The organism is Paenibacillus sp. (genome assembly GCF_048976745.1).
In the GTDB taxonomy this organism is placed as follows: domain Bacteria; phylum Bacillota; class Bacilli; order Paenibacillales; family Paenibacillaceae; genus Paenibacillus.
This window is the reverse complement of record NZ_JBHGUU010000006.1, coordinates 1068863-1094171: the sequence shown is the minus strand read 5'-3', so window position 1 is coordinate 1094171 and position 25309 is coordinate 1068863. Positions and strand designations below refer to the sequence as shown.

Genomic DNA, 25309 nt, shown 5'->3' with positions numbered 1-25309 from the left:
GTTCATTCAACCTCCCTAGCACACGACAAGTGTTTTTATTTTCATCATCACAAAACATCTTGTTATTCTTTGACCGATCCTACGACAATGCCAGTCACAAAGTATTTTTGCAGCAGCGGGTAAATCAGCAATAGCGGGATAACAGCGACTACGATTTTGGCTGCGTTCAGGTTTTTGTTCGAAATTTCAGTCAGGTTGCTGAGTTCGCTGGAATTTGTGCCAGCTTGAAGCAAATCGGCAATATTCACGTTAAGGGACTGAATATAGGTCATTAGTGGATAATTGCTGACTTTGGTCATATAGATCAAACCACTGAAGAAGTCATTCCAAGTACCCACGATACTGAATAGGGCGACTGTCGCCAGCGCAGGAATGGACACGGGAACATACACTTTGAACAAGACCTGAAGTGGATTCGCTCCATCGATGAATGCTGCCTCTTCAAGCGCTTTAGGTACAGCAGAGAAGAAATTCATCACGAGGATGACACTGAATATTGGAACAGCGCCTGGCAGAACCAAAGCCCATATCGTATTCAGCATATCCAGGTTTTTGATCAGCAGGTAACTTGGAATCATGCCTCCACTGAACAACATGGCAAAAATCATGATATTCATATAAATGTTTCTGCCTTTGAAATCCCTCTTCGATTTGGATAATGGATAAGCCATCAAAATAATCAGAATCATATTAAGCGCAAGAGTAAGCGCGACACGAAGAATGGAGATGCCAAAGGAACGCCAGAATTGTGCATCATCGATGATTTTGGTATACGCTGCTGTTGTAAAATTGACCGGAACGAGACCTACTGCATTTGCAGATACCGCCTCGCTGCTGCTGAATGATATGGCAACGATATTCCATAAAGGAAGAAGGCAGACCAATGCCAGCATAATGACGATGGCATAGATGACAAACCGGCCAATTCGTTCTTTGAAGTTTGCAGAATAGGACACAGGTTTGGCCTCCTTAGAATATTTTTCGATCCGTATATTTTTTGGCCAACTGGTTGGCAGACATCAGCAGAACAATGCCGATTACAGACTTGAATAAACCTACAGCCGTACCGAAGCTATACTGTCGTCCAACGAGACCGATCCGATAGACATAGGTATCCAGAATGTCACCCGACTCATAGACAACCGGGTTATACAAGTTATAGATTTGATCGAAACCGGCGCTCAAAATATTGGTCAGGCTCATTACACCCATGAGCAGAATAATAGGGAGCATACCTGGCAAGGTAATATGCCATACTTTTCTCCACCAACTGGCTCCATCCATTCCTGCTGCTTCGTACAGACCGGGATCAATGGACGTAATGGCAGCCAAATAGACGATGGAACTGTAACCAAACTCTTTCCATACATCTGTTCCTATAATCAGTGGCTGGAACCAGGTGTTGCTGCCAAGGAAATTAATATTCTCCAGGCCAAAGAACGCGAGCATTTGGTTCACAATTCCGTCCAAACTGAACATGTTGACCACGACGGATGCCAGGACAACCCAGGATAGAAAGTGTGGAAGATAAACAATTGTCTGCACGGACTTTTTAACGTATTTGACACGAATTTCATTTAACAAAACGGAAAAAATGATAGCCATCATCGTTCCCAGCAAAATCTTGCCAATCGCAATCACCAACGTATTGCTGACGACCTGCGCGATATCCGGCAGCTTGAACATATACATAAAATGCTTCAGCCCTACAAATTCAGAGCCAAACATCCCTTTCGCCGGTACATAGTCCTGAAAAGCTGTGATAACGCCGACCATTGGGATATAGCTGAATACAAGCAAAAACAAAATGCCCGGCAGCATCATCATATGGTACATGGCACCTGGACCGAGCCGCCCTCTCGCTTTCAATTTCCCCTGTTTCATGGATGAACCCCTTTCGTTGAAGAAAGGCTGCGTTTCGCAGCCCTGCTACTGTGCATGGATATTATTGTTTGGATGCGATCTCATCTTCGATTTCCTGAATGACTTGATCTCCGCCTTGTTTTTTCCAGTTATTCACGAATGTATCGAAGTAATCCAAAGGTTCTGAACCTGTTATGATTTTGATAAAAGACTCCTGCTCCAACTTCGTCAGATTGGCCCACGTCTGTTTCATGCTTGGTGTAGTACCTGAGAAAGCAGGTGTCATCCATACGAATTTGTTTTCCTGTGTCAGTTTGTCGATCAGCCCGACTCCGTTGATCCGTGAATGATATTTGGACCACGCAGTCACATTATCGGTATCCATGTCGCTCAAATAGGTTTTGATGCTTCCGATATTGTTTTTCGATTCGGTTGTTCGAACCTCATCCAGGCCAATCTCACCTTTGATCCCGCGAACAACGTCAGAGTAATCATCCAGCAGCGATGTAGCTGAGTTCACTTCGATATTGAAAGGTCTCGTTGATCCGTCTACCCCGGTCTCCTGATACTTGGCAGCTTCCGGCATGGTTGTTGCGGCATCTTTATCATTGGCCAGTTTATCGTAGAACAGGTTAAGAATTTTAACAGCCAGTTCAGGGTGCTCATATCCCTTTCTCACCACGATAAACTGATTGGATGGATTGGCATGCGCCACGTTGACCTTGCCGTCTGCATCCTCCAGCGTATAAGCCGAGAACTTCGCATTTTTATCCATCTGTTTCGCACTAATCAATCCCCAGTCAGGGATATGCCATGGTCCAAAAGCAATACCGCTTTGGCCGTTAGCGTAGAGTGCGGTAATATCGTCAAACGTACGGGTTCCAAATTGCGGGTCAATGATGCCATTCTTGAACCAATCCGCCATGATACCCAGCATCTGCTTTGTTTCTTCAGTGGTGGAACCATACACGATTTTGCCGTCGTCACCGTTCATCCAATATTGCGGGAAGGCTCCCTCGGTTGAGGCCACACCCAGCATCGTATAAGCAGAGCCATTGTAATCGGTTGTATTCATCGTGTTCACAAAAGGAATACCTACCGGGTTCCCGGATTGGCCTGGGTCTCTTTTCAGAAATTCCAGCGCTGTCTGCTCCACTTCATTCAGTGAAATGGCTCCGTCTCCATCTGCATCAAGTTGAATCCCCAGCAGATCCAGCCAATCTTGGCGGACCCATACCATCGTTGGTGCGGAATCCAGAGAAGTCGCCGGCAATCCCATCAAACGTCCATCAATCGTTGCATTATCTAATGCACGACCATCATAGGAATCGTATATCTGCTTGATATTATCCGTAGCATATTGATCATATATGGCTGTCAGATCCTCAATCAGATCATTATCCACCAGCTCTTTTAGTTCATCTTTGGAATCAACACGCATCATGTCAGGCAATTCCCCGGACGCGATGGCGAGCGAAACCTGGCGGCTATAATCTTCGCCATTGGCTTCAAATTGATCTGTAATCTGAGCGTTAAACGTGTCTTTGACCAGTCGAGTGTAAGCGTTGTTTTCATAGGTATCACCAGCCGGCAGTTTTGGATTAGCTGTGGTTACCCGCCCCATGGTTACGGAAATTTCGTCTTTATAGGCACTGAACGGATCTCCCGGCCTTACCTCATATTTGCCTGCTTCCTCTGCAGTAGGTGGAGTGGAAGAGTCTCCGCATGCCGCGAGGATTGCAACCATGAAGGCTGACATGGACAGCACGGCCAGACGCTTCGTCAGCAGTTTACTTTTCACAGACCATTTTGTTTTCATCTAATTCGATTCCCCTTTTTTCTGATGTTCATTTTTGTTTGCGCTTTCATTATAAAATGAAATGTAAATGAATGGAGATAGGGATTGTACGGTCGTTTGGATAGAGTATTGTGTACAGTTTTCAATCGAAACTACGAAGCACTTCCAACTTGTGAGCATTTACCCTACCTGCTGACCTACATTTGTCTAACCACCCATGTTCTTCATCAAAAACAAAAGCCGGCAGCTCCTAAGACAGGAAGCTGTCGGCTATTTATTGCCTCTGCCTAGCTGCCGATATTCGCTTGGCAGAAGACCTGTCAGTTCGCGGAAAATCCGACTGAAATATTTTTCATCCGTATAACCCACTCGCTCCGCAATCCAGAAAATCGTGTTGTTTGTATTGAGCAAATATTCTTTGGACTTCTCCACCCGGATGAACCGGGAGTATTCATTAAAGGTTTTCCCCATCAGATCTTTGAAACATTGACTGAAATAACTTCGGCTGATATTGAGTTGTTGCGAGAGACCCGAAGCTGTATAGGCGTGTTCCATATCATGCTGCACGATCATCACTGCTTTTTTCACGGCATCGATGATTTCCGGCGAATACGAAGTCTGTTCATCTGCCTTTCGAATGCTGGCAGCAGTCTGTTTAATCCATTCTTCAACCTCGTACCAGGACTCGAAAGAATGTATCATGGCGATTCTTCCAAGCGTAGTTTGGGCAAAAAGATGATTCCATTCCATCACGATTGAGTACAGTAATCCCATCAACTGACCCTTATGTAATCGTAAGGATATAAACTGGTCAATGAGTTGGTTGTAGTAACTCTCATGGTGGGTCCAAGGTGTCTGGAACCAACTTTTCTTAATCCGATCCATATCTTCATCCAGCGGTTCATTTGAACATGCATTTTTCTCATTCATCGAAACAGCAATGACTTGGTTATTGGGGTTGTACGCATAGAATAAAGATGTCTCTGTATAATTTATAATCCAGTTTTTGATTTGCGACCACGTTCGCTCTTGTACATCAGACAGAACCAACAACGTTCTATGGGGAACTTGATGCAGGGACTCCTCCAATTGATGGAATAGTTGATCCTCCTCCGACGGGGGAGCAGCCCACATGCAGCTATTACGCTCCACCTCCCACCGTATCTCATCTTCATGCGCAGTTATCTCCATTGGCCACTTATGGTCTGATTTGCGATCCTGTGACACAAGTGCATACACATGTGGATAATGGACATTGATTTCATTCTGCGAAGGCATCTTTCTTATCGTGTTTGTCAACCCGCTAATTCGGGTATGTATCCGTTGCAGAACATGTTCAAATTGCTCTTTCTCCAGCTGGACTTTGGCTATATAATCGATAGCTCCAAGCCTAAGCGCTTCCTGGATATAATCAAAATCCTGATGCAGTGTTAATACAACGATATGAAGTTCCGGATAGAGCTGCCTCGCAGCTCGCATCAGTTCAATCCCTGACATGACGGGCATTGCAAGATCCGTCAACATCAGATCGACCGGTTGGGTTTCCAGGAAATCCAGTGCTTTTGCCCCGTTGCTGGCCTCTCCTACAACCTCCATATTGAACTCGTTCCATGGCATGGCTGAGCTAATGCCTTTGCGTACCAGCTTATCATCATCTACAATCAATACCTTAATCATGCCGAGATATCTTCTCCTTTAATAGGCAATACGAGCAGGATGCTTGTCCCTGTTCCCAATTCACTCTCGATCACCAGTTGTGCTTGGTCCCCGTACTGTGCCTTCAACATACGGTGAACGTAATTGAGTCCGATGCCCATCCCAACTTTTTGTTGTTCAGCTACACGATTGTTCAGCAGATTATGAATGGTCTCCTCTGTCATGCCTGCTCCATTATCTTGGATCATAATGTTCAACGTTGTAGTACATGTCACTTCAATCTGAATAAAACCTTCGTCACTCAATCCATGATATAACGAATTTTCAACCAGCGGTTGCAGAATGAAGCGGGGCACAGGAATTTGAAGCACTTGTTCATCTGCAGTAATGCGAACGTCAAATTCAAAGTCATACCGAATTTGCTGCAAAATCAGATACTGTCTTAACGCATCAATCTCTTCTTCCATTGTAGATACTTGCCCTAATTTGCCCAAATTGTAATAGAGCAGCTTGTTCAAGGACTGCACCAGCTTGTCGATCTCCCCTTGACCGTTCATAACGGCCAACCAGTGCACCGTATCCAGTGTATTCATCAGAAAGTGCGGGTTGATCTGATAGAGTAGTTTTTCCACCTCCAGGTCTGCACGAATCTTCTCTTTCTGCTGAACTTCCTTGAAGAGGTCACCAATCTGATGCTGCATATTCGAAAATTCACCGAGCAGAAAATCAAATTCGGGGATCTGAGTACGAGTTCGGCTGCCTGTTGTTTGTGGATTCTTGGACATCCCATTGATTTCCGAATGGAACAACCCGAGTGGTTTGTAGACCATCTTCCACAAAAGCCAAGCGAGAAACACGGTAAAGCCGAGGAAAAATAAAGCGACCAGTAAAATTTGAAGCAACCACTGGTTTTTCTCCTGTTGATATTGAGCCTGCGAAATGACCGATACGACACTCCATTTCTGTGAGGAATCTTCCTTGAACCAGTGATAGCCGCGGGATATTCCGTCCTTGGCAGGATCTGCTGTTAAGCTGGAGAAATTCTCCCCAACCTTCATGGCCTCCGGTATTTCACTGTATACAATGTTTCCTGTACCATCCAGAATGAGGTGGGATAAGGCGCCGTTGTATTGAGTGTAACCCAAGATATCCTGTGAAAGGCGAAAGCCGGATTCTACGTAAATATACACATCGTCCCTTTTGGAGAGTTGTACTTTTCGCATCGCAGACAGAACAAGTTGGTCATCGAATCGGTTCATACTGATATGAGGGCCATAATACTTAATGCCATAGGTTTGGAAGAGCACAGGTAAAGACTCAAATGATGAACGATCCTTGATTGGAAAGTTGCCAAACTGTGTGGTGCCTTCTTTCTGGAAGTAATACAAGGTCAAACCGATATTCGGATTGGTGAAAGTAACCACGCTTAACTCACTCTTTAACTCCTCCCTGGCCTCAATTAATTGAAAGATATCAGAGGACGGATTCAAAAATTCATCCAGTCTTTTGCCGGAAGTGCCACTGTAGGACAATTGCTGTGTAACATGATTCAGATTGGTGATGGAATTCTCCAATGAGGATGTCACCTGCTGTAAATTGCTACGAATGCCATCATCGATCTTATTGGCGAAAATGGAGTCGATCGTATAATAAGAAATCGCAAATATACTGATAAAGGGGATAAACGCACTGAGAAAGAACAGTAAAAAGATTCTTTTTTTAAGTGTCATTCTGACTTATTCTCCTTCTGAAAATGAAACAGCAAGCCTCCTGTGTATAGAAGCTTGCTCCAAGTCCGATTTCCTTTCATCATTATAGATTGATATTCAAATAAGTCAAACGCTTTCATACTGAGCCTGACGTGACCTTGACCGTTCAGAACTTCTCGAACAAGACAAAAGTGCTACACCTCATCATTCTGAGGTGTAGCACTTTTGATATACCTACTCTACTCTCGTACCGTCACATTTAATTTGTGTGATCTGGTTTCCCCTGACGAATTACGAAGTATAGCTTCATATTCATAGATTCCAGGTGTTCTTCCATTGATTGCCGTAACCGCAGATTGTGCATTAGGCGTATTCGATTGCAGTAACTGTGTGTCGATCAACTTACCATTTTCGTAAAGTTCGTATTCGGTTGCGTTTGTTCCCCACCATAGATTCATGGTGACATGATATTTGCCGTCACCGTCCCAATTGTCATTTGACAGAACGGCTTGCCCCGGGGAAGCGTCCGTGACGACAACTGTCAGCGGAACACTCATGGTCGTACCGAGTGCATTGATTAATTCCCCGGTATAGATATAGGTACCATTTTTCTTGCCGGTAATATCAACTTGAACGGATTGGGCGGAGGGGGATTGATCCACCAGAGAAATTTCCTTAATCAATTCACCATTCTCATACAGCTTGAACTGATTGCCGTTATTTCCCCACCACAGATTCATCGTGACGGTATAATCGCCGTCTTTGAGCCCCGTGTCATAACCATTATTATCAGATAACACTGGAGTGCCAGGGGCCCCGTTTGCTAGTGGCGTTGTCTGATGGAGCCATTCCTCCCACTTCATCAGCACACTTGCCTGCTCATCTGTAAATATAGTTCCTCTAGCTGCTTGAACGTCAGTACCGTAGGATGCGAGCAGTTGACGCGCTTTAGCTCCTTCACGATTGTTTGCCGCCTGTTTGGCCAGCTGTAAGGTGTTTGTGAGCTGATCAGCAAGAACGCTGGCATTTGGATCAGTCGATTCATCAGCAAAGGCGTTGGTCAGATTGATCAGGCTGTCGAATGTAGCAATAACCCCAAAACGATATTCTACCGTCTGTTCCCAGCCTGCCATATCCGAGACGGTTGCCGTAACCTGGTTCAGGCCGGGTTCCAGTGTGTACGCCGGAGTGTCGAGGAGCACACCCTCCGGTTCTGCCACACCGGATACCGTATCAGAAGCTGTATAGCCAATGTCCACGTGCTGATCAATGGTGTATTCGGTTTGACCATGAATTTCAATGGTTGGAGGTACGAGATCAATAGATACGGACAATGATTGTTCGCTCTCCTTGTTACCGTCAACATCGACGCTCCAGTAATTGATCGTATGTGTACCTTCTTCAGTCAGGGTCAACTGTGTACCACTCACCGTATCGCCACCATTGATTTGATAATAAGTCCCTTCGATGTCGGAGTCTTCATCACTTGCTGTGAAGGTTACTTGTACTGGAGAAGTATACCAGTCGTTCTGCGATTCTCCTTCCACAGTTGCTATAGTATGAGGGGCCTCCTGCTCCGGTGATTCCCCTTCCAGCGTGACAAAATCAGACAACGGAATATTCAAATCTTTTACAAGGCGAGCCACGAGTTCAGACACCTTGATTGCACCGTTCATCTGCAAATGTGTATTGTCTTCCGTAGTGCCTACCCACATGAATATCGATTTGGTTCCTTCTGTGCCAAGCTCCTGGAAATGCTCCCAACTGGCCTGGTTCAGATCGATGATGAGCGTTTCCGTTTCCTGGGCCGTTTCTTTCATCGCCTGTACGTATGCCGGGAAACTTTTGTTCAGCACCTCTCCGGTAAAATCACGGCGGTTCACTGGTGTGACCAGAACTGGAATTGCACCTCTCTGGAGTGCACCGTCAATGTATTCTTTCAGATATACCTTAAACTGCTCAGGCGTAAGATAACGCTCCGGACGGGACGGCGTGGAATCATTGTGAGACCACTGCATGAACAGATAATCCCCTTCATGTATGTCGAGCAGAATATCGTTGAGATATCCGCCGACCAGGAAGGTCTTGCTGCTCAATCCCCCGACTGCGCGGTTATCAATACTGACTTCATTTGCATCAAAATATTCACCCAACGTTTCACCCCAGCCCGCTTGCGGACGATAGTTCTCCGCGTAATTGGCCACAGTGGAATCACTCGCCAGATAGATAACAGGTTTATCGCTTGCACTGTGATCTGGCAAACGCTCCAGCTTCAGCGCATTGATCTTCGGTGCATTTCCGGTGAAGTTGAAGTTAAAGATTCCATCAATCAAGGCAATGTCGTACGTGATTTCTTTGAATTCGCCCTTGGCAATGGTTGTGAGCGGCAGCTTTGTCATCTGCTCGACAATAACATTTGCGCTGGTTGATTCCTCTGCATCCCCGATGGTCATCGTGACCCGGTAATTGGCTGGCTCCATCTCCACCAGGAAGGAGGTGCCGTTTACCCGCGTGAAATCCTCTTTAAGCGTATCCCCGGTCTCACGATTCTCATCTTTGGTCAGTGCAGTATCGGCAAAGCCATACCCGTTGCCTTCGATGTATGCTCTTTTGGCATCAACCTTGATATATCCTTCGGCAGCACCGCCGGAACCAAAGTCAAATTGGTATTCGTTTATCTCTTCGCTCGGTTCAGTTGTCAATGAATCCTTTGCAACAGTTAACATGTTAAACGCATGGTCAACTTGAGCTTGGGTGGCTTCCGTATTGAATATCGCTTCGGCAGCTACCAAAGCACGGTTCACGACAGCTTTGGATGCTTCTGTATAATTCGACAGATCCAGCGCTTTGATCTCATCGTACAGAGCGATTAAGTCCGTCTGATCGCCGCCCTCCGAAGCAAGCTGCGTGCCTTCAATCCGCACGTTGTCAATCTGGGTAGTCCAGTTCAGCGTGCCTCCACCACCTTTTCTCGTGCCCAGGAATCGAATGGCTCTCACGTTGTCCGCATAGGCGGCTGAACCCATCTGGATATCTTCGATCGTTTGTGTGACTGTCGGATTCGCCAGATTTGTTAATGTCAGATCCAGCGTTTTCCTGGCAAAATTAACGGTTGCATCCACAGTGACCCACTGGTTCTTGGCAATCTCTGTAGCCGTTCCCCCTTGGGGTATGGCTGTATCTCCTGTGCCGTAGTCCGGATTATACGCACCAACATAATAATGAATTTTGGTGCTTCCGGTTTTGGTATACAGCGTGAACAGGGCATTTTCGTTGGAATCCTGAATCGTGAGATGACCTTCTGACGGATAAGCACTCACATTACCGGATTGCCAGTCAAAGTTCACCTTCACCTGATCACCGTTTACGGCATCAAACAGACGGAACACCTTGGCCCGATTGCCTGATCCCGACCCTGTGACGGACAGTACCTTATTTCCGGATTGTTCGACCACAGTTCCCGCCATGGTTCCTGCAATACCCGTGGCATTGACCATTGCATACTGGTAGCCCGCAGCATCGCCTTCAAAATCCTCTTCGTAGAGCTGGATTTCCGGCTCTGGTTCAGGTTCGGTAATATCCGGGTCGATGACCAGCGAGGAGATACTCAACTCCATGTCTTTGACCGCCCCAGCAACGAGCCCGGCAATTTTCTGCGCTCCATAGCTGCTGAAATGGGTATTATCGTTGATCCCATTCGGGTATTTTGGATATTCACCCGGATTAGCATACAGGAATACTTTTTCCGTAGCTGTATTACCAATTTTGTCGTAGTACGCAACACTTAACTTGCTCAGATCAATCAGCGGCACGTCAAGCTCTTCTGCCACTTCTTTGGCAGCCTGCACGTATGCCGGGAAGCTGACGTTGAACTCCTGAGTCACCGTATTGAAATCTCTGCGTCCAACCGGTGTGAGCAATACCGGTGTAGCACCGCGCTGTTTAGCACCGTTTATATAACGAGCCAAGTAGATCTTATAGTCCTCCGGTGAAGCATACCGATCGGGTATCCCTGCACTCGCGTCATTATGACCAAAGGAAATGAAGAAGAAATCCCCGGGTTTGATTCGTTGCAGGATCGTATCCAGACGACCATCTACCATAAATGATTTGCTGCTTCGGCCGCCAATCGCATCGTTCACGATGACTGCACCGTTCGAGAAATAACGTCCGAATTGCTGGCCCCATCCTTCTTGAGGAGCCTGCATTTCACTGTACGATTGCATGGTTGAATCACCAGCCATATAGATCGTTGTTGCCGCACCGGCCACTTTCTCTGGATATTTTTCGATCAGGATATCCTGGATGTCTATGGCTGTACCAGTGAACAAGAAATCGAGCTGTCCATCCACCAATGCAACATCATAGGAATACTCCAGTGGTGTTCCAGCGGTCACATGGGTTACGGCGAGCTTCTGAACGAATTCGGATTTCACTCCAACGTTCGAGTCATTGGCATCATTGCCCAATCGCAGTGTCACTTTGTAGTTGGCATTGGGCAGGTCAACAGCAAATGTCGTACCTGTCGCGACCGAAACCTCATTTTCACCTACGATAACACCATTTGTATCTTTGAACCCATATCCCGTCTCTTGTGTGTATAACGTGTCCTGTATAGCCGTATTTCCTGACGCTGTCTCTGTACCAAAATCAAAACGGTAAACCTGCTCCGGCATTTCTGCTTCGCGGGTCAGCGCCAGATCGGCTTTTGGGAATGCTGTAGCTTCCGCTCCGAGATAAAAGCCGGTATGCGGCGGCTGATTGTAGGCTACATTTTGCCAGGCTACGCCAAGTCGGTACACAGGGTCCTGCATCAGCGTAGGGATGCGATATTCTGAAGGAATAGTTGTCGTGTAGAGACGATACTCCGAACTATCTTCACTTCGCAGCAGAATTTCCTCACGCCAGTCACCCAGAATGTCCGCCTGAAGCGCCGGATTGCCTTTGGTATGGTTGTTTGTTAACGTACCAGTTGCCCGGAAGATTTCATTCAGCTTTTTATTTTCGTAATCCCATTTGTAAATGAGTGGAATGCCTTTGGCGGTACTGTTATCCCACTCGTGGTCAAACAGCTCTCGCTGAAGATCTCCATCCCACCAGATGGCGAAGTTGGCAGTTTTGGGTCCTTCACCCGCAGTGTAGATCGTCTCTCCTGCAGCCGAATAGGTATTGGTTACAGGTACACTTTGCCCGTTGGTAACGGTTGTGGCCCATGATTCGTAGCCTGGATAGTTCGGATCAATGTCCGCGGACATCCCGCGACCGGTGTCAAAACCTGTTTTCTCACCCCAGAGAATTTCACCAGTTGCCGCATCGCGCATCTCCAGTCCGTACGCCGCATCTGAATGCTCGTGCACGCTTACCACCTGGTAACCATCCCGGTTCGGGTCAAGCTGTCCGGCGTGCATGGCATCACCGTGCCCAAGTCCGGTACTGTACATCAAGCTGCCGTCATCATCTATAGCCAGGGCACCAAACATGATCTCGTCCTTGCCGTCATTGTCGGCATCCAGCACACTTAGATTATGGTTGCCCTGTGCTTGATATTGTGATCCTGCTTCGTTGGTGTCGAACGTCCAACGCTTGACGAGTTCCCCGCTTACATAATCATAAGCAACAAGCACAGTGCGGGTATAATAACCCCGGCTCATCACGACACTTGGTTTTGTGCCGTCCAGATAGGCAATCGCACCAAGGAAACGGTCTACACGGTTACCATAGCCGTCACCCCAATCACTGACGTTTCCTCTTGGGGGATCATAATTAACGGTCGATACGGCCGCCCCAGTCTCACCGTCAAACAGCGTGAGATATTCCGGCCCTGACAGTATGTATCCGCCGTCGTTGCGATAATCCTTCGTCCCATCACCAATGACTGTGCCTTGGCCGTCCTTCGTGCCGTCCGCCGTTTTGACAACAACCTCAGCCCTTCCGTTGCCATCCAGGTCATACACCATTAACTGTGTATAATGTGCTCCGGCACGGATGTTAACGCCCATATCAATTCTCCACAGCTTCGTGCCATCCAGTTTGATGGCATCGATATAGACATTGCCGGTGTAACCGGCCTGCGAATTGTCCTTGGAGTTACTCGGACTCCACAGGAAGACGATCTCATATTCACCATCCCCATCCAAGTCAGCTACGGAAGCGTCACCTGCATAATAGGAGTAGGTTCCACCATCCTTTGTCCGCCCATCAGCTGGTTTATCGAGCGGAATAGGCAAATAATCGTTATGCCAGACCGATACAACTTCCGGAAGCATCTGCTCCTTGCCTGCAATAACGGTAGAGAGCTGATATTGCGAGCTGTCAAAACCAGTAGTATCCACATAGTTTGTCACGTCGCTTAGGGGTGCTGCGTTCACTTTAATTCCATTTTTATATATGTTGAAAGCGATATCATCTGGGTCGTTGTTTAAATACCTCCAGCTTAAGAAAACGCCATTGTCTACAAGAACCGCAACCAAACCCCGGTTCAGGTATTCTGCTTGGCGACCCGGCAGGCTGTTGGAAGGTGACTCTGCACGCATCGGTGTCGGAGGAACAGCCAGTGAAATAACCATAAGGAGTGCTAAAAAAGATACAAACATCGATTTCTGGATGGAAACAGTTCTTCGGATCATTCGATTAACGCCTCCTAATCTAAAAATTCATTTTTAGAATCATCAGTTCGATTTTCCCAAAATTGTTGTTATATAAGCTCAATGTACAGCCACCTCCTCTTTATGGTACCGCTTACATTTATCTTACAGGTCTAAAAAAAGACAGACAATCTAAAAAATGTGACGTATTATATAAAATAATTGACTTTTTCAGGAAGGAGATTTACGTGTGGTACATACGGTCTCTTACGCTTTTCGTAATGACGATACATCAATCATGACACTGGACTCTATTGGATGGCAGATCGTTTCAAGCGAGGAATATCGTTGTCCAAGTGATGATCGACCGGACCCGGGGCACGTTGTTTTTCAATATACGCTTAATGGTCAGGGTTATCTGGATATTGAAAATCAGACGATTCCTTTACCAAAGGGGCATGCCCTGCTTGTTAAAATCTACGGAGAACATTGCTATTACTATAAACAAGAGAACAACGAACCATGGGAATTTATATGGATTAACATTCGCGGGGATGAAGCCAACCGAATCTGGGATATGATTCATGATAATGAGGGACATGTCATTCGGCGGAACGCGGATTCTCCCTTGATTCAAGAGTTATGGCAAATCATCAATTTGATTCATCAGGAGAAAGTCACCGACAAGTATCGTTTGTCCATGCAAATCTATCGTTGGTTGCTAATCTTGGTGCAGACGAGTCGGGATGCGGAGAGGGATATCGGTGCCCTTTCCATAACAACAATCGAGAAATGTAAAAAGTTCATCCGGGAGAATTATGCTTCTCCGTTAACGTTAGATATGCTGGCTAGCCATTGCGATATCAATAAACACTACTTGTGCAGGTTATTTCAGAAATCGGAGAAAACATCACCGCTCGCCTATCTCAAAGACAGACGGATCGAGGTTGCCGTTCGACTGCTACGTACAACGGAACTTCCGATCTCACAAATTGGTCAACAATGCGGCTTTGAGAGTCCCAGCTATTTTGGCAAAGTGTTTCGGCAATATATGTCCATGTCGCCCAAAGAATATCGCTTGAATAAGTTGGAATTTCCTTATGAGGCCATCTACTATGAATAGCCAAACTGCTGCTGTGTGCTCGTCATCCGTCTAACTCTTCAACGCTCAATCTTTGACTTCACTCAGAAGCAGGTAGTTGGCAATTGGAGCATGTGCTTTTGCTTGTCTTTGAACTTGTGCTCAAGGTTACTGATATAACAAAAAAAGCCGCTATAAAAGCGACTTTTAATGGAAATGGGAAATGAATTTTTCTCTGGTGACAAATGCAATATTTATTGAGCGGTGTACCCACCATCGATGATCAGGCTATTACCTGTCATGTATGAAGAATCGTCACTAGCCAGGAACAGAACGGCTTTCGCCATCTCTTCTGCCTGACCCAGACGTTTCATCGGTGTTAATGCAGAGAGGGCTTGTTTGCTTTCTTCTGGGATAATTGGTGTGTCGATGAAGCCCGGGCATAGGGAGTTCACCCGAATATTCTGCTCAGCATATTCCAGCGCCAGCGAACGAGTCAGGTTCACAACGCCACCTTTGGCAGCATTGTAGGCTGCTGAACCAGGCGAACCAACCCATCCGTACATGGATGCCGTGTTGACGATTGTGCCTCCGCCAATTTTCAGCATCTCGCGAATCGATTCCCGCGCAACCAGGAAAACGCCGTCCAGATCAACATTGACCGTATTACGCCATTCGGCATAGTCAAGCTCATGCGTTGGATGAACTCGTCCGATTCCCGCATTGTTAAATACGATATCCACTTGACCGAACACGTCTACGGTTTGTTTGAAAATTTCGGAAACCTCTTCTTCACTCGTGATGTTTGCTTTGATAAAGAGAGCTTCCGCATTAAGCGCTTTCAGTTCCTGTTCAAACGCCTTGCCTTTTTCTTCATTCAGATCGACCAATACCACTTTGGCACCCTCGGAAACGAACAGACGAGCTGTCGCTGCGCCGATTCCGGATGCTCCTCCTGTAATAATTGCTACTTTATCCTGTAGTTTGCCCATGAATAAATCCCCCAGTATAATATTTTGAATAGCACTTAAATTGAATGTGTGCTATGTGATGTTTACAAAACTAATTTTATGCTTAAAATTGTAACAATCCAATCATTAAGATATGACCAAGTGTCTACCTCGTAGACACTTTATACAACTATGTCTATATTTATAGGAGTTTTTTCGAATGAATAATGAACTTATTGTGACAGCTCAACATCGTAATCGAACCAAGGAGCACCTGAAAACTGCTCTGATTCAGCTCATCAAGAAAAAAAGGATTCCATGGTGTGTCTGTCAAAGACATCGTTGATCAGGCCGGTTACAATCGCAGCACGTTTTATTTACACTATCAGGACAAATATATTCTCGCCGAAGAATTGTTGAATATGACACTTCAAGGATTAAGGGGGGCAGTAGGTAAACCCTATTGGCACGGTCAAAAAGTTTCAACAAACAAGCTTGATGCCGAATCTTTTCAAATCGTGGATTATATCTACGAACACCGTGACTTCTTCGAACTGATTCAATACGATGACACGTTACCCGGTCTACATACAGGCTTTCCGCAAACCATACTCAAAATCTATCAGGAGCAATTTGTCTTTGAGACGATCAACAACGCTCCAGTTAACATGGACTATTTCAAGTACTATACCGCCTACGGTTTTTTTGGACTTTTGAACAATTGGATATTAAGCGGATATCGTGAATCTCGCGAGGCATTTATCAAGAACGTGATTGATCTCACCAAAACGCATATTCACTCGTTTCATTATGTGGGTGAGACATTTGATTCGTGATCCGTGAACAAGCTAGTCATCTGGGCATCGAACGATAGGTCTGCCGAAGATAACAGGCCAGTTGCAGATGGAGCAGATGCTCCTGATTACTCAGGGACATGCCCAGAATCTCTTCGATTTTATGAATCCGCTGATACAGCGTATTGATATGAATATGAAGTGCTGCCGCAGCTTGGACCGCAGAACCCCCGCACGCCATATACGTCATGAGAGTTTCCTCTAGTCCGCCGGTCTGTCCTTTGGCAGGCCGCAGCGGCTCAAAGATCTCTGCCATAAATGCATTCAAATCCTCAGTTGGTTGCCGGATAAACAACCGGTTAACACCAATATCCGTATATCGGATCGTGCCGTGTTCTCCCCTTGTCTTCTGATATGCAAGAGCCTTGTCCGCTTCCTGGTATCCCGTATTGATGGCATCGGCTCCAGAACGCACGGAACTTAATCCCCCCAACAATTTCACGTGATTACGATGTTCCCATTCCGGCAGAAATGCGCTGAACTGTTGTTCCAGTTTGCCAGGCTTGTACGATTCAGTCAGCACAAGTAACACCGTAATTCGTCTTTCATTGCCAAACGCAATGGGCATCGCCCCTGCTGGCATTTTCTCTCTTAGATACGCTACCAATTGAATTGACAACGTGCTAAGTGTAGAAGGGTTGACCCACTCCGCAAACTCCAGCAGTCCCACCACGATGGAGGTTGAAGGAACGATTCCAATCTCCCCGGACTTCTGCCAGTAATCCTCCGAATCCTGACTGAGTCTCAGATCATTGAAAAATTGCTGTGTTCTCTTAAAATAAAATTCGGCCAAGGACTGCTTGCGCATCAATTCCAGGGCCAGAATAGAGCTTCCCTGCTCCAGCGCAATCAACTGCAATGGTTCTAGTGTTGTGTTCATCTGGATAATGAGATAACCCAGGCACTGATTGGCTGACGCAATGGGATACAGATATTGATACAGCCCGTCAGCTTCTCCCTCGATACAAGTCAGATAATCCGGATGATGCAAGGATTCGTATAAGCTGCGAAGACTTTCCGTAGTCCAGCCATTCATGACTTTGCTTCGTTTCGGAATCCATTCGTTGTCGATAAAATCCACAAAGGTCATCGGTACACCAATCACACGTGCCAATTCGTTGATAATAGATACTGCTCCCTTATTTTGCAGTGAAATCCGCATAAGAGAGGAGTGAATCTCATCCCGTTTCATGAGTGTCGCGTTCTGTTTGCTCAGATTCTCGTACAGTTTGGCATTCGTGATTGCAATTGAAACCTGATCGGCAAAACTTTGCAGCAACCGCACATCCGACTCTGTGAATAAGGGAACCCTCCCTTTTTGATAAACGATTAACACACAATCCGACTGACCTTCCACTTTAATCGGCACTGAAATGATTGAACCTATATTTTGAAAATTGTACGCCGAATTCAGATGATATTTGTTGTCCATTGTCATGTTGCCAAAGTCGTCTTCTACTGAAGATAAACCGTTGTAGAGCTTGGGTGTACCTCGCTTAAAGGTGTTTCCAATGATCCCTTCACCTGGTTTCAGTTTCATTCTTAACATGCCTTCACCCATCTCACCTGCCCTTGCCTTAACCGTCAATGCGTCGATTACAGGGTCATATCTCCACAACACGCCAATGCATTCATAAGGGATAACCGATAGCGCACTTACCAGAATCCGTTCAAGCAACTCGTTCAGATCCAGAAGCTGAGTCACATCCCTGATACTGTTCATGATTTCATTCAAAGCGCGTTCATTCTTGTTAGCCACAGCTTCCGTATAGTATGGGTAGAGCAAAGACGACAGTGTGACTAAATCTTCTGCAGAAAATTCACAATGCTTAAAAACCCGGATAGCCACGCATATATTGTTATCATATGGAAGGTAAACTAACATCGTATCTTTGGATTCCTTATCTACTTTGGGATGTTGCAGTGGAAGTTGTTCTACAAAAGAAGGCGTTGTACTTCCTCTTCTGCCTATCGCTTCAATCAGTACCCAATCCGCCCAGTTACTGCTGATCCAGGCCTCATAATCGCAGTTCCCCAAACGTTCCTGCATGATTTTATGTAAGATTCCATTCAACACAGCCGCCCCCTGTCAATGTAGGTTTTTACATCATGATTCAAATAATTATACAGAGATATACATTGTCTTGGAACCCCTCCATCATGTAACTTTAAAGCAACACAGAAATTTAGTTAACATTTGATGAGAAAGAAGGTAACGCGATGTCTAAAATCATGCACAGTAAACACTTCAAGTACATTGTTCTCACTCTCTTGTTTCTCGGCTGGTGTCTTGGCAATCTGGACCGCTTCGTCATCAACTATGCCATTGTCGGCATTACTCAGGATCTGGGCCTGAGTGCATCTGCCCAAGGAATCATCCTCAGCAGCTTTTTTCTCGGATATGCCATTATGCAAATTCCAGGCGGAGCACTTGCCGACCGTTTCGGTTATCGCAAAGTTATTATCGTTTCCTTATTCTCCTGGTCCGTATTCACTATTCTGACAGGTTCAGCCTGGTCGTTACTCTCCCTCATCTTTGTTCGTTTCCTGTTTGGTATCGGAGAAGGCAGCTTCTTCCCTTCCGGTTCGAAGGCCATCGCCACGAACTTTCCCTTGAATCAGCGCAGTGGAGCCATGTCGATTATGCTGGCATCCGCAGCCATTATGGGGGTTGTCACTCCAATTCTTACCGGACATGCTCTTGTGACCATTGGCTGGCGCAACCTGTTCTATATTATTGGTGCGGTGGGCATCCTCATCACAGCCTTGATGTTCTTTTTATTAAAAGAACCGGTCAAGCCTGCTCTTTCGGCCTCCAGCTCGGGCCAACAACCCAAAACATCACTTAAAACCGTCCTGAAGACACCCATGATCTGGAATCTGTTCATCAGCTACTTCAGCATTTATGCAGTGAACTGGGGGCTGCAATCCTGGATGCCGACATATATGGTCAATGTCCGAGGACTGGATATGACTCAAATGGGAATGCTCGCCGCAATTCCGGCTTTTGTCAGCATTTTCACCATGATTCTAAGTGGTTATGTGCTTGACCGCATTCCCGCTGGCAAAGATCGAATCATCGCTTCGGTGTTCGGTGTACTTGTGGCCTTGTTCCTGTATCTGATGGGCTCCGCGAGCAGCATCACCACCTTCATTACGTACATGACGATTGTTACGGCAATGGCCGGATTTATCTCGACTCTGATTATTTCAAAGTCACTCAAAACGATGCCCGAATCAGTCGTTGCGACAGCCAATGGATTCATTAACACAGGTGCTCAGCTTGCAGGTTTCCTGACCCCGATGCTAATCGGATTCCTGGTTCAAGCGTCCGGGGGATCTTATACCACAGCCTTTATCATGTTGATCGCTTTTGCTTTGCTCTGCTCCATTACCCTGATGTTCTCCCGCCGTTCGAATTCGGATCAGGATCACACAAATGAGTTACAGGCAAAAGCAGTCTAAGCTTGTAGATTTACCGCCAGATGTTACTTCGACATTTAGTTCATGTTCTATACAACAATACAACCATTTTAACGAATAAGAGGTGCGGATAATTATGACTACTACTGTAGATTTGACCCAATATATCTCGGAAGCCATTGAAGGAAAGCGCGATATGTTCACGAATGCCAGTGACCAAATCTGGGACTATGCAGAGACTCGTTTCGATGAATTCCAATCAGCAGAGCTGCTCATGGGGATGCTGGAATCCGAAGGTTTCACGATCGAGAAAGCTGTGGCAGGATTGGAAACTGGATTTATCGCTTCCTATGGTTCGGGCCTGCCCGTCATTGCTCTCTTGGGCGAATACGATGCGCTGGCTGATCTCAGCCAGGAAGCCGGAATCAGCACATTTCAACCTGTTCAACCGCGTGGAAACGGTCATGGATGCGGGCATAATCTGCTCGGCATCGGTGCATTGGCTGCAGCAGTGGCGGTCAAAGATTATCTCCAGGAACATCCGGAGATCCCGGGAACGGTGCGCTTTTATGGCTGTCCCGCCGAGGAAAGTGGATATGGTAAAACCTATCTGGCTCGCGAAGGTTATTTTAAAGATGTAGATGCTGCCCTCTCCTGGCACCCTCATTCCATGAATGCGGTTATGCATGGAAGCTCCAATGCAGTCATTCACGTTACATTTACCTTCAAAGGTATTAGTGCTCATGCTGCTGCCGCTCCTCACCTGGGACGTAGTGCCCTCGATGCGGTTGAGCTGATGAATATCGGTTCGAATTATATGCGGGAGCACATGATTGATCAGGCCAGAATTCATTATGCAATCACGAACTCAGGTGGCTTGGCTCCCAATGTAGTGCAAGCGGAAGCCGAGGTCACATATCTCGTTCGAGCTCCCAAGACCGCACAGGTACGCAGTCTGTTTGAACGTCTGGTGAAAGTGGCAGAAGGCGCAGCCTTGATGACCGAAACAACGATGGACTTTAAATATGAAGGCGCCTGCGCCAACCTGATTCCGAACAGTACGCTTGAGAAAATAATGCATCAACATCTCGTTGCCTTCGGTGCTCCTGATTATGAAGAGGATGAATACAATTATGCCAAAGAGATCTATGATACGCTGCCGCTCCAAAATCAACAGGAAGCTGGCGCGTTAGTTGGTCCTGAGCTTGCTCCTCTTCTGGCCGAACGGCCGCTGCCGAACTTTATTGCCCCTTATTCGGATGAGAAGGAAACTTTCATGGGTGGTTCAACCGATGTAGCCGATGTAAGCTGGAACGTGCCGACGGCGCAGTGTATTACAACGACGATGGCGTTTGGTACACCGCTTCATGCATGGCAGACCGTTGCTCAGGGCAAGAGCAGTTTTGCTCACAAGGGTATGCTGCTGGCTGCCAAAGCGATGGCGACTACGGCCATGGAGTCCATTTTACATCCAGAGATCATCAAGGAAGCAAAACAGGAATTGCTGAACAGACTCGGCGGGGAAGCCTACGACTGTCTTGTTCCGGCAGATGTGCAGCCTCCGAAGCGGGGAGAATAAGACCGTGAGGTTCAAAGACGTATTTTCGATTATCGGTCCAGCCATGGTTGGACCTTCAAGCTCTCACACTGCCGGGGCAGCAAGGATTGGACGTACAGCCAGACATCTGTTCGGGGAGTGTCCCTCCCATGCGGAGATCCTCATGTTTGGTTCTTTTGCCGCAACGTACAAAGGACATGGCACCGACACTGCCATTGTGGGCGGTCTGCTGGACATGGACACGGATGATCCCGGACTGCCTGATGCATTTGCCCATGCAGACACTGCCGGTATGAAAACAAATATCCGTCCAGGGACAGGTCTATACCCTCATCCGAACACGGCCGAGATTGTATTAACCAACACTGCGGGAAATCGCACATTGAATATGGTAGGCACATCGATCGGCGGGGGAAATATCGAAATCGTCCGGATCAACGGCTACCACCTGAAGTTGACAGCCCTCTATCCTACTCTCATCATCCGTCACAGCGATGAACCGGGTGTCATTGCTGTCATCACTCGGTTGCTTGTGGATCATCACATTAATATTGGACACATGTCCGTGGATCGAAAGAACCGGCGTGGAGAAGCCATGATGGTACTGGAATGTGATGGCAAGATGGATCCTGGTGTAGTCCGCCAGATAGAGGCGCTTTCGGAAGTCGATGATGTCACTCTACTCTGTCTTTAGCTTAAAAAATCTAACTTCAGATCTATCCAAAAAGGAGGTTGCGCAATGAATTTCCGAACGTTAAAACAACTTGCCGAACTGGCAGAGACCCGCAACCTTACTCTCGGTCAGCTTATGCTGGAAGAGCAATGTCATGAAACGGGCGAAGATAAGGATACAGTCTTCAACCAAATGCAAGCGTATTATGAAATTATGAAAAGTGCAGTGCAGCAAGGACTTCATACCGATACAACTTCCAAAAGCGGATTGACTGGCGGAGATGCCCGCAAGCTGATGGTTTACCGTACAGATGGGCAATCCTTGCTTGGTGACCATGCCAGTCTGTCGATGAGTTACGCACTTGCGGTGTCCGAGGTCAATGCCTCAATGGGCCGCATCATCGCTACTCCGACGGCGGGTTCCTGCGGCATTATCCCCGGGGTATTTATTAGCAGCCAGGAGCGATTTGGATGGACGGATGAACAAATGGTCTATGGCCTGTTTGCTTCGGGAGCCATTGGTTACGTCATCGCCAACAACTCGTTCATCTCTGGTGCGGAAGGGGGATGTCAAGCAGAAGTGGGTTCTGCTATCGGGATGGCAGCCGGCGCGTTGGTGGATATTCGGGGTGGCTCCCCTTCTCAGTCGATCCATGCCGTCGGACTTGCTCTGAAGAACACCCTTGGCCTGATCTGTGATCCGGTAGCCGGATTGGTTGAAATTCCTTGTATTGTTCGCAATGGCTTCGGGGCGATTACAGCGCTGGGAGCAGCGGATATGGCGCTTGCCGGCGTACGCAGTATCATCCCTTCGGATGAGGTGGTACAGGTGATGCTGGAAGTCGGATCAGCCATGCCTGAATCCCTTCGCGAAACAGCCGGCGGCGGCCTCGCCCAGACACCAACGGGACGCAAAATCACAAGGGATTTACAGCACAACTAAAAAAACAGGCATGTCATTTACACGAGAGGAATAAAATCCTCAAGGTAAATGCATGCCTAATTACAAATGAGAGCATTACAACTGCGAAATATCTTCAATCATGATCTAGAGTAAGTTTCTCTATGCCTTCCGTTATTATTCCGATGGAGTCAATATCTTATTTGGCAACCAGCCCTTTTCACCCTCTGCGGTATGAACAAAGCTCCATTCATTTAGTTCAAACTCTTTTGTAACGATGATACCCGGTTTTACGGTTAATTCGTGTGCAGAATAGTCTGATAATGCAGTCGCGATATGTTCTTCATTGGGGGTGCTTAATATTTGCTTAGGTACCCAGCCGCATTTTTGGGTATGGACAGATTCACAGAAAATCCAGTTTGGAAATTCAGTATCTTCTCTCCCATATAGGATCGAATCTCCCTTGGCTAAAACGATGGGATCAGGATAGTTTGATTTATGGGGTTCAATAACTTTATATAATCTCATAATATGCCTCCAACTATTATATTCGACCTGTTACCGACAAACATAATATCATATTATTATGTAGTTATTCATCCCTGTTAGGATAAGCCAGAGCCCCTTCACAAGGGGCTCTGGCTTATCTCAATAAACTCACAGCATGTTATATTTCCTTGTACATAAAATAATCAAAATCGGCATGTTTCCGGGTTCCGCCAAGATCTTGCACACAAAGACCGATATAGGTTCCGGTAAACCGGATATATTCCGGAGATTCATCGGACAGATGTGTGATATCAACCCACTCGCCTGCAGGATTCCAGGATGAATCACTATTTAACGAATAGTAGAAACGGGCGCGATCATGATCCACCACAGCCTTTAAGCGAAGTATATTTACCGACTCCAGCGGAATATCCTCCAGCAGTTCGTCATATACCCCGTATTTGGACTGAATGATTCCCAGGCACAGCCCTTTCTCTTCATGATAAGTTACCCGCAGATAGAGATAGTCTTTGGTATCATAGTACAAAATCAATCCAGCCATCTGCTGTGGATGGTCTGGCGCGAATTCCAGACATGTCTCGGCTTCACACTTCATGGATTGAAGCCGCCGTGCGATCATGCTTTGCCTGTGCGTTGAACTCATTGACTCCATGCCGTGCAAACGCAAATGTCCGGGACGTTCCCTCAAGCTAAGCCAAGTTGGATCGGGCGGTATACGAAGTGTATTCCAATCCTGCCGAAGCTCGAAATGATCGAAATGATCCATTTCAGCCATCGGCTCAAACGGGTGTAGCGGGATCATCGGTGCAGGTACCTGAACTTCCGGATAGCGGTCACCACTTGCAAGTCTCAGCCAGCCATCTTTGCTCCATATACATTGTTGAAGTGCAGTCTCACGTCCAAGAATGCAAAACTTTTGATGAACCGGGCGTCCGACCAGATGAGCCATGTACCATTCGCCAGTATGCGTTTCGACCAGACTGCCATGGCCTGCCTTCTGCAGAGCTAAATCCGGTCTGCCGTATGAAGTAAGAATCGGATTGGAAGGATCGACCTCGTAAGGACCTTGTAACGTACGGGAACGAGAAACTGTAACCGCATGCTCATACCCCGTTCCCCCTTCAGCCGTAATGAGATAATAATAGTCCTTGTGTTTATACAGATGCGGCGCTTCGGTTAGTCCTAATTCTGTTCCCTTGAATATGTTCACCGCAGGACCGATCAGCTTTTGTTCCTGGACAGAATATTCCTGAAGAACGATGCCTGCAAACCGGTTGATGCCCTTACGGTGATCCCATATCATATTGACCAGCCATTTGCGCCCGTCCTCATCATGAAACAGTGAAGGATCAAAACCGCTGCTGTTCAAATACACCGGATCGGACCAAGGTCCCTCGATATTCGTTGCAGTCACAAGGTAATTGTGGGTATCTTTAAAAGCACCTACCCGGCTTTTGACATCGGTGTAGATTAGGTAAAACATACCTTTGTCATAACTAAGACAGGGTGCCCACACACCTCCGGAATTAATGTTGCCCTCCATGTTCAACTGCGTTACACGAGTCAGCGGAGAAGCGATTGGCCGCCAATGAACAAGATCCCGGGAGTGGTGAATCCGTACACCAGGGAACCATTCAAAGGTAGACGTGGCAATATAATAATCCTCCCCCGCTCGGCATATGGACGGATCGGGATGGAAACCGGAAAGGACGGGATTGGTAATCATTTTCTTGATCTTATTCATGGAAGA

Annotated in this window: 15 protein-coding genes and 1 pseudogene; 6 read left to right on the top strand and 10 right to left on the bottom strand. The window is 46.7% G+C overall.

Features of this window, described 5'->3' with window-relative positions; all coding sequences use genetic code 11:
• Positions 1-62 precede the first annotated feature (62 nt).
• The 6 genes from ACE3K2_RS11440 to ACE3K2_RS11415 all read right to left on the bottom strand — a co-directional run bounded on the left by ACE3K2_RS11440 (position 63) and on the right by ACE3K2_RS11415 (position 13652).
• Positions 63-956, bottom strand: a complete 894-nt coding sequence (locus ACE3K2_RS11440; RefSeq protein WP_421889885.1) for a carbohydrate ABC transporter permease — start codon at positions 954-956, stop codon at positions 63-65.
• A gap of 13 nt (positions 957-969) precedes the next feature.
• Positions 970-1884 carry an ABC transporter permease gene (locus tag ACE3K2_RS11435; RefSeq protein WP_421889883.1) on the bottom strand — a complete coding sequence of 305 codons (915 nt, stop codon included), beginning with the start codon at positions 1882-1884 and terminating at the stop codon, positions 970-972.
• A gap of 61 nt (positions 1885-1945) precedes the next feature.
• Positions 1946-3682 carry an extracellular solute-binding protein gene (locus ACE3K2_RS11430; protein ID WP_421889881.1) on the bottom strand — a complete coding sequence of 579 codons (1737 nt, stop codon included), beginning with the start codon at positions 3680-3682 and terminating at the stop codon, positions 1946-1948.
• Between the two features lie 249 nt (positions 3683-3931).
• Complete coding sequence (locus ACE3K2_RS11425; RefSeq protein WP_421889879.1) at positions 3932-5338, bottom strand: response regulator transcription factor; 1407 nt, start codon at positions 5336-5338, stop codon at positions 3932-3934.
• Positions 5335-7047, bottom strand: a complete 1713-nt coding sequence (locus ACE3K2_RS11420) for a histidine kinase (RefSeq protein ID WP_421889878.1) — start codon at positions 7045-7047, stop codon at positions 5335-5337. Before ACE3K2_RS11420 ends, ACE3K2_RS11425 begins: the two co-directional genes overlap by 4 nt.
• A 218-nt stretch (positions 7048-7265) precedes the next feature.
• Entirely contained in the window at positions 7266-13652 is a 6387-nt protein-coding gene (locus ACE3K2_RS11415) for a GDSL-type esterase/lipase family protein (RefSeq protein ID WP_421889876.1), read from the bottom strand.
• Between the two features lie 208 nt (positions 13653-13860).
• Here ACE3K2_RS11415 and ACE3K2_RS11410 point away from each other — a divergent pair, with 208 nt between their 5' ends.
• The gene (locus ACE3K2_RS11410) at positions 13861-14733 is read left to right on the top strand and encodes an AraC family transcriptional regulator (protein ID WP_421889872.1); all 873 of its coding nucleotides are present in this window, start codon (positions 13861-13863) and stop codon (positions 14731-14733) included.
• Between the two features lie 212 nt (positions 14734-14945).
• Here the strand turns inward: ACE3K2_RS11410 and ACE3K2_RS11405 are convergent, their stop codons facing one another.
• Positions 14946-15683, bottom strand: coding sequence for an SDR family NAD(P)-dependent oxidoreductase (locus ACE3K2_RS11405; protein WP_421889870.1), 738 nt, complete (start codon positions 15681-15683; stop codon positions 14946-14948).
• Positions 15684-15861: 178 nt separating this feature from the next.
• Here ACE3K2_RS11405 and ACE3K2_RS11400 point away from each other — a divergent pair.
• Positions 15862-16477, top strand: a pseudogene (locus ACE3K2_RS11400) (TetR/AcrR family transcriptional regulator).
• A gap of 16 nt (positions 16478-16493) precedes the next feature.
• On the opposite strand, the gene ACE3K2_RS11395 reads toward ACE3K2_RS11400, so the two are convergent.
• Positions 16494-18569, bottom strand: a complete 2076-nt coding sequence (locus tag ACE3K2_RS11395; protein WP_421889868.1) for a helix-turn-helix domain-containing protein — start codon at positions 18567-18569, stop codon at positions 16494-16496.
• Between the two features lie 146 nt (positions 18570-18715).
• Between ACE3K2_RS11395 and ACE3K2_RS11390 the strand changes: the two genes are divergently transcribed.
• From ACE3K2_RS11390 to sdaAA, 4 genes are all read left to right on the top strand, one after another.
• Entirely contained in the window at positions 18716-19960 is a 1245-nt protein-coding gene (locus ACE3K2_RS11390) for an MFS transporter (RefSeq protein ID WP_421889866.1), read from the top strand.
• A gap of 94 nt (positions 19961-20054) precedes the next feature.
• The gene (locus ACE3K2_RS11385; RefSeq protein WP_421889864.1) at positions 20055-21497 is read left to right on the top strand and encodes a M20 family metallopeptidase; all 1443 of its coding nucleotides are present in this window, start codon (positions 20055-20057) and stop codon (positions 21495-21497) included.
• Between the two features lie 4 nt (positions 21498-21501).
• On the top strand, positions 21502-22170 hold the full coding sequence (sdaAB, locus tag ACE3K2_RS11380; RefSeq protein WP_421889862.1) for an L-serine ammonia-lyase, iron-sulfur-dependent subunit beta: 669 nt from the start codon (positions 21502-21504) through the stop codon (positions 22168-22170).
• A gap of 45 nt (positions 22171-22215) precedes the next feature.
• Positions 22216-23091 (top strand): L-serine ammonia-lyase, iron-sulfur-dependent, subunit alpha, encoded by an 876-nt coding sequence (gene sdaAA, locus ACE3K2_RS11375; protein WP_421889860.1) that lies wholly within the window; start codon positions 22216-22218, stop codon positions 23089-23091.
• 135 nt (positions 23092-23226) lie between these two features.
• Here the strand turns inward: sdaAA and ACE3K2_RS11370 are convergent, their stop codons facing one another.
• Both ACE3K2_RS11370 and ACE3K2_RS11365 read right to left on the bottom strand, forming a co-directional pair.
• On the bottom strand, positions 23227-23577 hold the full coding sequence (locus ACE3K2_RS11370) for an SH3 domain-containing protein (RefSeq protein WP_421889858.1): 351 nt from the start codon (positions 23575-23577) through the stop codon (positions 23227-23229).
• Between the two features lie 139 nt (positions 23578-23716).
• Complete coding sequence (locus ACE3K2_RS11365) at positions 23717-25303, bottom strand: glycoside hydrolase family 43 protein (RefSeq protein WP_421889856.1); 1587 nt, start codon at positions 25301-25303, stop codon at positions 23717-23719.
• Between the last annotated feature and the right edge of the window lie 6 nt (positions 25304-25309).